This is a genomic window from Ralstonia soli (assembly GCF_023955655.1).
GTDB classification, from domain to species: domain Bacteria; phylum Pseudomonadota; class Gammaproteobacteria; order Burkholderiales; family Burkholderiaceae; genus Ralstonia; species Ralstonia soli.
On record NZ_JAMXHT010000003.1, the window covers coordinates 607,252 to 619,625 of the forward strand.

The 12,374-nt window shown below is 67.0% G+C and carries 7 protein-coding genes; 1 reads left to right on the forward strand and 6 read right to left on the reverse strand.

What is annotated here, in order from left to right; genetic code table 11:
- Positions 1-38: 38 nt before the first annotated feature.
- From NG900_RS09925 to NG900_RS09950, 6 genes are all read right to left on the reverse strand, one after another.
- Positions 39-6,209 (reverse strand): hybrid sensor histidine kinase/response regulator, encoded by a 6,171-nt coding sequence (locus tag NG900_RS09925; protein ID WP_252679733.1) that lies wholly within the window; start codon positions 6,207-6,209, stop codon positions 39-41.
- Positions 6,210-6,287: 78 nt separating this feature from the next.
- Entirely contained in the window at positions 6,288-8,525 is a 2,238-nt protein-coding gene (locus tag NG900_RS09930) for a methyl-accepting chemotaxis protein (protein ID WP_252679735.1), read from the reverse strand.
- 250 nt (positions 8,526-8,775) lie between these two features.
- Positions 8,776-9,321, reverse strand: coding sequence for a chemotaxis protein CheW (locus tag NG900_RS09935; RefSeq protein ID WP_252679736.1), 546 nt, complete (start codon positions 9,319-9,321; stop codon positions 8,776-8,778).
- 90 nt (positions 9,322-9,411) lie between these two features.
- Positions 9,412-9,780: a response regulator gene (locus NG900_RS09940; protein WP_252679737.1), complete on the reverse strand. Its 369-nt coding sequence runs from the start codon at positions 9,778-9,780 to the stop codon at positions 9,412-9,414.
- 30 nt (positions 9,781-9,810) lie between these two features.
- Positions 9,811-10,269 carry a response regulator gene (locus tag NG900_RS09945; RefSeq protein ID WP_289813754.1) on the reverse strand — a complete coding sequence of 153 codons (459 nt, stop codon included), beginning with the start codon at positions 10,267-10,269 and terminating at the stop codon, positions 9,811-9,813.
- 360 nt (positions 10,270-10,629) lie between these two features.
- Positions 10,630-10,815, reverse strand: a complete 186-nt coding sequence (locus NG900_RS09950; RefSeq protein ID WP_021196743.1) for a rubredoxin — start codon at positions 10,813-10,815, stop codon at positions 10,630-10,632.
- 210 nt (positions 10,816-11,025) lie between these two features.
- Here NG900_RS09950 and hemL point away from each other — a divergent pair, with 210 nt between their 5' ends.
- Positions 11,026-12,327 carry a glutamate-1-semialdehyde 2,1-aminomutase gene (gene hemL, locus NG900_RS09955; RefSeq protein WP_252679738.1) on the forward strand — a complete coding sequence of 434 codons (1,302 nt, stop codon included), beginning with the start codon at positions 11,026-11,028 and terminating at the stop codon, positions 12,325-12,327.
- Positions 12,328-12,374: the final 47 nt, after the last annotated feature.

A 12,374-nucleotide genomic window follows, 5' to 3' on the forward strand; every position in this document is an offset into this window, starting at 1 on the left:
CGGTCAATGCCGGCCCGTCATCCTTGCTGCGTTGTGCTTCAGCCCACGTTGGCCGCCGGCGCACGTTCACCGATGAGGGTGCGCAGATGCTTCAGCAGTTCCTCTTCGTTGTACGGCTTGCCGAGGTAGACGTTCACGCCGATCTCCGCGGCATAGCGGCGGTGTTTGTCCGCCGACCGCGAGGTGATCATGATGATCGGCGTGGCGCCGATGCGCTCATCCGCACGCACGTTGCGCGTGAGGTCGAAGCCATCCATGTGCGGCATTTCGATGTCGACCAGCATCGCATCTGGCGTGACATCCTGCAGCTGACGCAGTGCGTCCACGCCGTCGCGCGCCAGTACGGCCTGATAGCCGGAACGCGTAAGCAGACGCTGCGTGACCTTGCGCACCGTGAGCGAATCATCGACCACCATGACGATCGGCTGCGTGGCCAGGCCAGGCACGGCGTCGGTGCTGCCGTCGCGCTGCAGCTCGGCCACGGCGCCGGTCGCTTCCTGATCGGACAGGCCACGCGCGGCCGCTTCGCGCTCGAAGCGCTGCGTAAGCACCACGGGGTTGTAGATCAGCACGATCTCGCCGTCGCCCAGCGTGGTCGCACCGGCAATGCCTTCCAGGCGTGCGAGGTGCGGGCCGATGTGCTTGACCACCACTTCGCGGTTGCCGATCACTTCGTCCACGTGCACGGCAGCGCGGTCGGCGCCGTTGCGCACCACCACGGCCGGCGAGTACTTGCGGCCGCCCGTGACGGATGCCGATTCTTCCAGCAGCGTGCCGAAGTAATGGAACGGCACCGGACCCGTCGGCAGTTGCAGCGCGGCGGCGTTGTACGCCTCGGCCAGCGCCTGCGGGCGCAGTTGCTGCACGTGATCGATCATGCCCGACGGAATCGCATACACGCGCTCGCCCACGCGCACCAGCAGCACCTGCGTGATGGCGGTGGTCAGCGGCAGGTGGATGGTGAAGCGCGTGCCGACTTCCGCCGTGGTCTGCAGCGAAATCCGCCCGCCCAGCGCCACGGTCTCTGCACGCACCACGTCCATGCCCACGCCACGGCCGGCCAGCTCCGACACCTGATCGGCGGTGGAGAAGCCCGGCGTGAAGATCATCTCGGTGAGGCGCGCGTCGCTGGCTTCTTCGTCGGGCGCCAGCAGTTGGCGCTCCAGCGCGCGGGCACGGATGCGATCGAGGTTCAGGCCCGCGCCGTCGTCCACGAAATGCAGCACGACTTCGTTGCCTTCCTGCTGCACCTCCAGCGTCAGCTCGCCGGCGGCCGACTTGCCCTTGGCGCGGCGCTCGTCGGCGGGCTCGATGCCATGCGCCACGGCGTTGCGGATCATGTGCTCAAGCGGGCCGCCCATGCGGTCCAGCACGCTGCGGTCCAGTTCCACCGTACCGCCCTTGATGAAGAGGCGGACTTCCTTGCCGGTTTCCGATGCCGCCTGGCGGGCCACGCGATACAGGCGGTCCGCCACGGTATCGAACTGCACCATGCGCGCACGCATCAGGCTGCGCTGTAGACCGCGCGTGAGGCGCGCCTGCGTTTCCAAGTCCAGCGAGGCCTGGTCGAAACCGCGGAACAAGTTCTGCTGCACCGTCGCCACGTCGTTGACGGACTCGGCCATCATCCGCGTGAGTTCCTGGAGGCGCGTGAAGCGGTCGAACTCCAGTGGGTCGAACGCTTCGGAGTGCGCCTGCGCATCGGCAATGCGCGACTCCATCTGCGTTTCGGCCTGGATTTCGATCTCGCGCACCTGCGAGCGCAAGCGCGCCACGTTGTCGTTCAACTCCGACAGATACGTCTTCAGCGCATCGACTTCCGATTCCAGGCGCGCACGCGCGGCACCCACCTCACCGGCATCGTTGATGAGCGCGTCGAGCGCGCGTGCCTGCACCCGCACCATGGCACGCTGGCGTTCGGCCACTTCGAGGGCCTCGGCTTCGGGGCTGCGTGCGCCGGTCAAATCCACGCTGGTCGTGGCGGCCACGGCGGGCAGCATCGACGTGCCGGACACTGCCTGTGCGTCGGCAGCGGTGTGCTGCACTTCCGCAGCATCGGCCAGGCCCGCATCGAGCGGCAGCAGGTTGCCCGCGCCGAGCGCATCGACGTGTGCCTGGATACGGTCGAACCAGACGTAGAGCTTGCGGAACAGCGCATCGTCCACGCGGTTCTGGCGCAGGCCGCCTTCGATGGCGCTTTCCATTTCGTGCGCCGCCTGGCCCAGCGTCATGGCACCGGCCATGCGCGCACTGCCCTTGACGGTGTGCAGGTTGCGCAGCAGCAGGCCGGCGGTGGTGCGGTCCTGCGGCGCGGCTTCCCAAGCGCGCAGTTGCTGGCCCAATTCGGGCAGCGCGGCGTGCGCTTCTTCCAGGAAGATGTCGAGCAGCGCCGGGTCCAGCGCGTCGGACGGCGCTTGGCGCACCAGTTCGCCCACGGGCTCAGCGGGTTGGACGACTGGCTGCGCATACACCGGCGCCAGCGTGGGCGTGACCTCGGTCGGCGGGAATGCGGGCTCGCCTGCCAGACCTGCGGTTTCGTTCTCGGCCGCTTCGGCGTGTTCGGTGTGTTCAGCGTCGTCGCTCAAGGCCAGCGGTGCAGGCTCCAACGGCAAGCGCGGACGCACCAGGACACGTTCGCACAGCTCTTCCAGACTGCGGCGCACGGGTTCGTCGGCTTCCGGCCAGATGCTGGCGGCAAACTGATGCAGCATGCCGCGCATGCGTTCGACAGCCTGGTCGAGCAAGCGGAAGTCGCCGGGGTGCATCGCCACCGGGCGGCTGTGCAGGTTCAGCAGCACCTGCTCCAGCGCATCGGCCAGCTGGCGCACAGGCTCCAGCTCGACCACGGCGGAGCTGCCTTGCAGCGTGTGCGCGGCGCGCAGGGCCAGCTCGCTCGGCGGCGTGCGGCCTTCGTGGCGCCACTCCGAGAAGTCCACCCCCAGGCGGCGGATCAGATCATCCGCTTCCTGCAGGTAGACGTTGTACAGCGCCACGCTGATGCGCGTCGGGCCGATCTCCTTCACGCCGTCGTCATGCACGACCTCTTCCGGCTCGCCGGTCTGCGCGAACGGGAACGGGATGACCTTGGCGTCGCCATCGGCAGCGGCCGGAGTTTCGATCTCGACGTGCGGGGTGCCGGACTCGGTGTTCGAGGTCTCAAACTCGGCGCTCGGCGTTCCGGACTCGGCATGCGGCGTTTCGGGCTCGGCATTCCGGGTTGCGAACGCGGCGTCCGGTGTTTCCGACTCGATATGTCGGGCTGCGAACTCGGCGCTCGGCGTTCCGGACTCGGCGTTTGCGGCTCCAAACTCCACGTGCGGCGTTTCGAACTCGGTGCTCGGTGTTTCGAACGCCGCGAGCGCCGTGTCGGACGCCGCGTGCGCGGGTTCGTCGTCCCACACCAGCGAGGCGGCATCGTTGGCCGGCGCGGCCAGGTCGAGCGTGGCGACCGGCTCAGCCCCGGCGGCTTCGTGCGCCTCCGGCGCTTCTTGCGTTTGGGGTGCCGTCTCCAGCCACACGAACGGACCGCCATGACGCACGCGCTCGGCGGCGGCGACCAGCGGCTCGATCGGGTGATCGGCCTCGGGCGATTGCGCAATCGCAGCCGCCCACGCCGACAGCTCGGACTCGGCACGCGTGAGCAGCGCAGCCAGGTCGTGCGTGGGCACGCGGCTCTCGGCCAGCCACACGTTCATCACCTGCTCGATGGCCCAGGCGGCTTCGCCGTAGCGCGTGAGGCCGACCATGCGGCCCGAGCCCTTGAGCGTGTGGAATGCGCGACGCAGTTGCGTGAGCAAATCCAGGTCGGAACCGGTAGCCAGACCGCCCGCGCCCATGTCGGCGGCGGCGTGCAGCGTGTGCAGATCGGTGCGTACGCCCGCCAGCACTTCCTCGGCTTCGGACAGGAAGATGTCGAGCAACTCGGCATCAAGGGATTGGGTATCGCGCGCGGCGGCGGGTGCCGGTGCCACAGCAGCGGACGGCACGGCAGCCGGCGCCGCCAGCGCAGCCTGCAGGCGCTGCAGGGAACCGGCGCTGCCCACCTGCCAGGCATCGAACTGCGCGAGCGCCTCTTCCAGTCGCTTGCGGCGGGCGGGGTCGTCGTCGATGGTGGCGGCGTCGCGCGCTTCTTGCAGCGCGGTGCGCAGCTCGGCGGCCAGCGGGTCCGCCGGGTCGACCGGGTGCTTGGCCAGCAGGCGATCAAGCAACAACTGCACCGGCGATGCCATATCGGCGTGGGCCGCATCTGCATCGGCGAGCACATCAGCTTCCGGCTCGCGCCGGGCGAGCATGCCGGTCTCGGTATCGAAGGCGAACTCGCGCCAGGCGGTTTCGCGCGCGGTCGGCGTCAACGTGCCTTCAATGACGATCTCGTCAACCTGGCCACCGGTCAGCTCGGTGCCTGCGGACAGCGCGTCGAGCAGGCCCTGCAGGCCGCTGACGTTGGCAGCGAGCGCGGCCAGATAGCGTTCGCGGTCGGCCGGTGCGCCCTCGCCAGCGGCTTGCAGCGCGGCGATGGTGGACTGCGCGGCTTGCGTGGCGTGCACGGCCTCGTAGGCATCGAGCGCGGCAAAGGCGCCCTGCATCTCGCCGAACAGGCGGGCGGCTTCTTGCAGGCCGCCGCTCTCGGCGCCTTCACGCTCGAAGGCATCGAGGTGCGTTTCCGCCGAGGCCAGCAGCGTTTGCAACGCGCGGACCTGCTCTGCGCGTGCCCGGCGTTGTGCGGTTTCTTCGGCCAGCAGCGTCAGCCACACGGGGGCAGGCCGGGCATGGCCTTCCTGCGTGGCGCGAGCATGTTCGGCAAGCTCACCGCAGCGGGCCGCAAACCAGGCGCTGCGCAGGTCGCCCGACTCACCATGCACTGCCCATGGGCGGGTCAGCATACGCGAGAGGAACTGCAGCGACGGCACGACATCATGGCCACGCGCCTGCGCCAGGCGCTGCGACAGATCGAGCAGCGCGGGCTGGCCCAGCGTGTCGGTACGCAGGGCAAGCGTCTGCAACGCGGCGTCGATTTCCTCGGCGTCGGGTGCGGGTTGCTGGCTGAGCGCTTCGAGCGTGCGGCCCACGCGTTGCAGCGTGTCGCTGGCATCGGCTGGCAGCAGTGCGTAGTACTGGCGCGTATGCAGCGCACCGGCCGGCGCGTGCGTGGGCGGAATCGCAAAGGCCTGCACGCAGGCGACGATGTCCGGGCCCAGCGTGTCGTCGCCCACCGGTGCAGCAGGCGCGTTGTTGTAGGCCATCCCGGCCAGCAGGTACAGCGCGTCAATCAGCAGGCCCTGCGGCAGGTGGATGTTGTTGTGCGAGTACTGGCGCAGCAGCAGGTTGACGCGCGCGGCCAGGCGCTTGGCGGTCATGTCGGCCGGCACCAGGCCGGCACGCAGCGCGCCGAACGTCAGCGCCAGCACGAGCCACAGATCGCGCTGCAGATCGTCGCCGGCGCGGCGCGGCTCGCGCTCGAGCGCGCGGATGCCGTGCAGCAGTTCTTCCAGCGGCGCATAGGCGGCCGCAGCCGCCACGGGATCGGCGTGCACACCATCGGCGCTCGTGGCCGGTGCGCGCAGCGCGGTCAGCAGCGCAAGTTCGAACTTGCGGCGCAGGCGTGCGAGCCCAGGCAGATCGCGCGAGGGCAGCAGCAATGCTGGCAGGTGGCGCAGCTCATCGGCCCACAGGTCGGCCGGGTGGATGCGCTCTTCGCTCAGGCGGGCGAGCACGGCTTGATACGGCTGGAACAGGCGCAGCGGCTCTTCGGCCATGCCGGCCATCAGGTCGGCGACATATTCCTGCAGCGCCTGCACGGCGCGCGAGAACACATCCAGCGTCTGCATGTCGGCCGCCAGGGTGCCGGCATCCACCGCTTCGAGCAGGCGCTTGGCGGCCTGGCAGTACACGTCGACACCGCGCAGGCCGACAATCAGCAGCGCGCCGGCCGCCTGGTGCAAATATTGACCGGCCAGGCGAAGCGAGGTGGTATCGCGCGCACCGAGGACTTCCGGGTTGGCGGTGACATCGGCCACGTATTCGCCAAACTCGCGCACGGCGTCGTCCAGCGCGGCGCGCATGTTGGGCGCCACCCATGCGAGCACAGAAAGATCGCGTGCAGGCACGGCAGACTTCGGGCCGGACGTCTGGCGCCCGGCAGGGGCTCCGGTCGCCTCAAAGGAGGCGCCCTCGGGCTGTTCGGGCTGGGCGGAAGATTGATGACGCATGTGTGCTTCCAGAAAGCAGATGGCGGTTGCCTCGGGAACCCCCTCGGCACTCCCGCCCGAAATCCAGGGCTTGCGCCCTTAAGCGATGCGGAACCGTGCCACCGAGTCACGCAGCTCTTCGGCAAGCTGCGTAAGCTGGCGCACCGACTGTGCCGTCTGGCGCGTACCGGTCGACGTCTGCTCCGTGATGTGCAGGATCTGTTCGATGTTCTGCGCCACGTCGGAAGCCAGCGTCGCTTCGTGCGAGGTCGTCTGCGAAATGCTTTCAATCAGTTCGGCAAGCTGGCGCGACACGCGGCCGATCTCCACCAGTGCGGCACCGGCGTTGTCCGACAGCTTCGCCCCTTCCACCACCCCTGCCGTGCTGCGCTCCATGGCGTGCACCGCGTCTTGCGTATCGGTCTGAATCGTGCGGATCAACGCACCGATCTGCTTGGCTGCCTCGGCGGAACGTTCTGCCAGGCGCTGCACTTCCTCTGCCACCACCGAGAAGCCGCGGCCGGCTTCACCCGCCGATGCCGCCTGGATGGCTGCGTTCAGTGCCAGCACGTTGGTCTGCTCGGTAATGTCCGAGATCAGCTCCACGATTTCACCGATCTCCTGCGACGATTCGCCCAGGCGCTTGATCCGCTTCGAGGTTTCCTGAATCTGGTCACGGATGTCGTTCATGCCCGTGATGGCGTTCTGCACGGCCTGCTGACCTTGCTCGGCAGCGGCCAGCGAAGCGCGTGCGACGTTGGCCGATTCGGCCGCGCCGCGCGACACCTGCGTAATGCGGTCGGCCATCTCCACCACCGACTGGCCGGTCTGGCGGATCTGGCGGGACTGTTCTTCCGATGCGGCCACCAGCGATTCCGACGTGGTCTGCACCGCCGACGATGCCTGCGTCACCTGCTCGGCCGTTTGCTGCACCCGGCCGACCAGCTCGCGCAGTTCTTCCACGGTGTAGTTCACCGAGTCGGCAATGGCGCCGGTAATGTCTTCCGACACGGTGGCCTGCTTGGTCAAGTCACCGTCCGCGATGTCCTGCAGCTCGTTCATCAGCCGCAGAATGGCCGCCTGGGTGGAATCGTTGTTGCGCTTTTCCACCATCCGGCGCTCTTCCGCTTCACGCTGACGGGCTTCTGCTTCCATCGTACGCACGCGCGAATCGCGCAGGTACAGGGCCGCCAGGCCGGCCAGGCAGACCACGGTCAGGATGGCCGACAGCACCACCGCGCCCAGCGTCAGCGGGCGGTTGCGCACGCTGCTTGCGTAGGCGGACTGCAGCTCCGACAGGTCGGCACGCAGCTTTTCGTTGTCGTTGAAGATCTGTTGCTGGGCGCGCTTGGCGGCAATCAGGCCGGGCAGGTTTTCGAGAATGATGTGCGTGGTCTTCTGCACATTGTCGAAACGCGACTGCAGCTCCATCAGGTAACCCTTGGTCTCGGTATCGGTCACGGGCGACAGGCGCAGCGCTTCCGAGCCGTTGAGCAGGCCGTTCAGGGTTTCGTTGAAGGTGTTGGTGTCCTTACCGAGCAGGAACGCCGTTTCCGGGTTCACGCCTTCGCCGGCGAGGAACTCGTTCATGTTCTTACCCAGGCGCTGCGTCAGCATCACGAGCTGCGAGGATGCGGCAACCTCGCGGGCAGGCGCATTCATCTGCAGCTTCATCGACGAGATCTGTTCGGCTTCTTCCAGCAGTTCGGGGTTGGACGCGTTGAACACGCTCAGCGTCTTACCCACCGCCACCAGCGTCTTCTCCTGCGTCAGGATGGCCTGGGCGCTCTTGTCGCTGCGCTTCCACTCTTCGATCGACTTGTCGAGCAGGGCTTGCGCGTCGCCGCCGGTGGTGGCCCGCACGCCGCGATCGGAGTTGCCGTTCTTCAGCGCTTCGAGGTTCTCTTGCAGGCGCGCGCGGCTCTCCTTGAGCTGCGTGAACGCGTTGGCGTTACCCAGCAGCGCCACCGGCACCGCCTTGGCCAGGCGCTGCGAGTGCATCAGCGTGTCACCGGCAATTTCAATCTGCACCGAGCCGTTGTTGGCCTGCCGGTTATCCAGGTACACCGACATCAGCAGGGCCAGCAGGCCGACCACCAGGCCGATCGTGAAGACCCGCTGCTGCGCGGCAAACGGCACACGCTCCATCCAGCCGACCACGGCATCCATGGGCGTGCGGCCCAGCTGCGTGGGCGTGCCAGCGGGATTGTCGTCATCCATATGGGCATGAGCCAACTGCGCGGAGGCTGCGGATGCGCCCTCCGCAGCAACCTCCGGCGCCCCGGCCGCTGTTCCTGCTGCGGCACGGCGACCTGCGTTGAACCACTTGAACCCCATAGGACCCTCTTGTCGTGTCGATGCCGCTGTCCCGGTCTGTCGAGATCAGCCGCATGGATTTCCCGTCCGCGTCCACGCCTTGTTCCGTCCGGCGCGGTCCGCACCTTCGGCGGTGCTTTCGATACACGCTGGCGCGCCCGATAGCCGCGCCCTGCACCGCCTCTTGCCCCTATGCGCATCCGCTCCCGTTGCGAATGCGCGCCTTCTTTGTTGTTCGTGTCGCCGCTTGGTGCCGCTTGGTGCCGCAGGCTTAGGCGCGGCTGCGCCCCACCTGCAGGAAAGCCGGATCGGCCAGCAACTGCCGCACATCGAGTTCGCGCCACAGCGTGCCCTGCGCATCGCGCCAGGCGCGGCCCAGCCACGGGCGCCCCTCTTGCGGCGTGGCTTCGGCCGGCTGCAGATCGCTCACGCTGCGCAAGCCCGCCACGCGCGGCACCACAATCGCGCACGCGCGCTGCGGGTCTTTCGACAGCACCACAATCTTGGTCCCCGCACTGCCCGTTGCCGGCGCTTCGCCGCAAAACAAGCCGAAATCGATCACGCCGAGCAAGTTGCCGCGCGCATTCACCAGACCGAGGTACCAAGGCTGCGTGAGCGGCACGCGAGCGGGGCTCTGGTAGTCGAGCACCTCGCCGGTTTCGGTCAGCGACAGCAGCCAGTGGTGCTCGCCGATCTGCACGCCCAGAAAGCCTTCCGTCGATGCCTTGGCGCGCGCCTCTTGCAGGCGGCGGGCCAGCATCGCCTGGTATTCGTGCAGGCGCTGGCGGGAAGTCAGGTTGGTGCGCTGTTCGTTCACGTCGGGCTCATGTCCGGTGCTGCGTCTGTCCTGCGCGCCATTCAGGCATTCGGCGTCGCGCGGTGGGAACGGAAACGGGCTGCAGCAGGCTTACTGCGGCAGCTTGGCGATCTTGTCGAGCAGCTCGTCGGCCTTGACCGGCTTGACGATGTAATCCGAAGCACCCTGACGCATGCCCCATACGCGGTCGGTCTCCAGGCCCTTGGTCGTGCACATGATCACGGGGATGCCCTGGAAGCGCTCGTCCTTCTTGATGGCGCGGGTGGCCTGGTAACCGTTCTGGCCGGGCATCACCACGTCCATCAGGATCAGGTCGAAGGCTTCGGCTTCGAGCTTGGTCATGGCCTGCCCGCTATCGGCAGCAACCGTCACCTTGAAACCGTTCTTGCCCAGGATCTCCGACAGGTGCAGCGCTTCGGTCGGGGAATCGTCGACCACCAACACTTTCTTGATTGCCATACAAACAGTCCTTCGTTAAGAGAGATGCCGTCACTGCACAGCGGCATGTGCCGCGGGCAAGTGCATCTGGACCGCCTCCAGCAGCGCTTCTTTCGAGAACGGCTTGGCGAGGTGGTCCACCGCCCCGACCGACTTGCCGCGCGCGCGGTCGAAGATCCCGTCGCGCGAAGACAGCATGATCACAGGCGTGGCATGAAACTTTGGGCTTTTCTTGATGAGCGCGCAGGTCTGGTAGCCGTCGAGATTCGGCATCAGGATGTCGCAGAACACGAGATCGGGCTTCAGGTCACCCACCTTGGCCAGCGCATCGAAGCCGTCTTCGGCCAGCATGACCTGGCAGCCGGCCTGGGTGAGGAAGATCTGCGCGGTGCGGCGGATGGTGCTGGAGTCGTCGATGACCAGCACCTTGCAGCCCGTGAGGGAATTCGCCAGCGGGAGATTCGCCAGCGGTTGGGAGTCGGTCAGTTGTTCCACCCGCGCGGTTTGCATCATGTTCTCGCCATACGCGACTACGGCGACAACAGGTCGCCACGACAAGCTGACCGGATGGATCGCGGCAAATCGCCACGCAGCGCGCCCAGGAATAGGCCCACGCTGGGCAACGACTTCAAAACTACGCCCCCCGGCCCGCTTATGAAGTGTGAAGCTCAGAATTTGACGAAGTGTGACAAGTCACCCACCCGCCGTCAATGATGCCGTCAATGGCGCCGGTCGTCCGCCGGGCCCCTGTGGCATGGAAGCGACGAGGCCGATTATTCGGCTCATTGGATTCGTCACTTTCCTGATATTGAGCGGACGGCAAGAGGGCAACCGCTCACTTGGCCGTCCGGGAGACAGGTCAGATCCGGATCAGATCTGCACCATTTCGAAGTCTTCCTTGCGCGCGCCGCACTCGGGGCACGTCCAGTTGATGGGCACGTCTTCCCACTTCGTGCCGGGCGCAATGCCGTCATCCGGGGCGCCTTGTTCTTCGTCGTAGATCCAGCCGCAAATCAGGCACATCCACGTCTTGAGTTCGGTGTTGGTGTCGCTCATAGGTAAAGCTTGGTGGTTCCGTCTATTAAAATGGCAGGCCAGATGGTACCGAATCGCGCCCGCCCGCGCCAGAACACGCGCTGGATGGGCACCGTGTTTGACAGCTTTCGCGCGTGATCTGCGTCAAACCGTCGCCTAACACGCGCATTCATGCTCCAAACCGCGCCGCTACGCTATGTAGCCCGGCGCCTCTCTCTTTCCATTGCATCCATGTCGACCTCTTCCCGTAGTGCTGCCCTGTTTGAACGAGCCCAAAAGACCATCCCCGGCGGGGTGAACTCGCCGGTGCGCGCTTTCCGCTCGGTGGGCGGCACACCGCGCTTCATTGCCAAGGCAGCCGGCCCCTACCTGTGGGATGCCGACGGCAACCGCTATATCGACTACGTTGGTTCGTGGGGGCCGATGATCGTCGGCCACGCACATCCGGATGTGGTGCGCGCGGTGCAGGAGGTGGCGGCGGACAGCTTCTCGTTTGGCGCCCCGACCGAGGCCGAAGTCGTCATGGCCGAGGAAATCTGCAAGCTCGTGCCTTCCATCGAGCAGGTGCGGCTGGTGTCGTCGGGCACCGAGGCGACCATGAGCGCCCTGCGCCTGGCGCGCGGTTTTACCGGCCGCGACCTGATCGTCAAGTTCGAGGGCTGCTACCACGGCCACGCCGACAGCCTGTTGGTGAAGGCCGGCTCGGGCCTGCTGACGTTTGCCGATACCACGCAGAACGCGCCGTCGTCCGCCGGTGTGCCGGAAGACGTGGTCAAGCACACGATGGTGCTGCCGTACAACGACGTTGCCGCGCTGCAAGAGGCGTTTGCGCGCCACGGCAAGGAGATCGCCGCGGTGATCGTCGAGCCGGTGGCGGGCAACATGAACCTGGTGCGTGGCAGCACCGAGTTCCACCAGGCCATGCGCGCGCTGTGCACGGAGCACGGCGCCGTGCTGATCTTCGATGAGGTGATGACGGGCTTCCGCGTGGCGCTCGGCTGCGCGCAGTCGCTGTACGGCATCACGCCGGACCTGACGTGCCTGGGCAAGGTGATCGGCGGCGGCATGCCGGCCGCAGCGTTTGGCGGCCGGCGCGACATCATGGGCTTCCTCGCGCCGCTGGGCAGCGTGTATCAGGCCGGCACGTTGTCGGGCAACCCGCTGGCCGTGGCCGCTGGCCTGACCACGCTGCGCCTGATTGCCGCGGATGGCTTCCACGACCGCCTGGCTGCGCAGACACGCAAGCTGGTCGACGGGCTGTCGGAGATTGCCCGTGAAGTGGGCGTACCGTTTGCGGCAGACAGCGTCGGCGGCATGTTCGGCATCTATTTCCGTGAAGGCGTGCCGACCAGCTTTGCGGAGGTGACCAAGAGCGATGTGGGCCGCTTCAATGCGTTCTTCCACGCCATGCTGGATGAGGGCGTGTATCTGGCGCCTTCGGCGTTCGAGGCCGGTTTTGTGTCGGCCACGCATGACGATGCGATCCTGGATGCGACGTTTGAGGCGGCGCGCAAGGCGTTCAAGGCGGTTTGATCCTTGTTCCTTTGGGGGTGGACTGGGCGGCCCATCCCCAACAGCCA

Excerpts from the sequence above, each read along its gene's own strand:
- NG900_RS09950 (WP_021196743.1), bottom strand. The coding sequence starts at position 10,815 with ATGAGCGACACCAACACCGAACTCAAGACGTGGATGTGCCTGATTTGC.
- NG900_RS09940 (WP_252679737.1), bottom strand. The coding sequence starts at position 9,780 with ATGGCAATCAAGAAAGTGTTGGTGGTCGACGATTCCCCGACCGAAGCG.
- NG900_RS09945 (WP_289813754.1), bottom strand. The coding sequence starts at position 10,269 with ATGCAAACCGCGCGGGTGGAACAACTGACCGACTCCCAACCGCTGGCG.
- NG900_RS09925 (WP_252679733.1), bottom strand. The coding sequence starts at position 6,209 with ATGCGTCATCAATCTTCCGCCCAGCCCGAACAGCCCGAGGGCGCCTCC.
- NG900_RS09930 (WP_252679735.1), bottom strand. The coding sequence starts at position 8,525 with ATGGGGTTCAAGTGGTTCAACGCAGGTCGCCGTGCCGCAGCAGGAACA.
- hemL (WP_252679738.1), top strand. The coding sequence starts at position 11,026 with ATGTCGACCTCTTCCCGTAGTGCTGCCCTGTTTGAACGAGCCCAAAAG.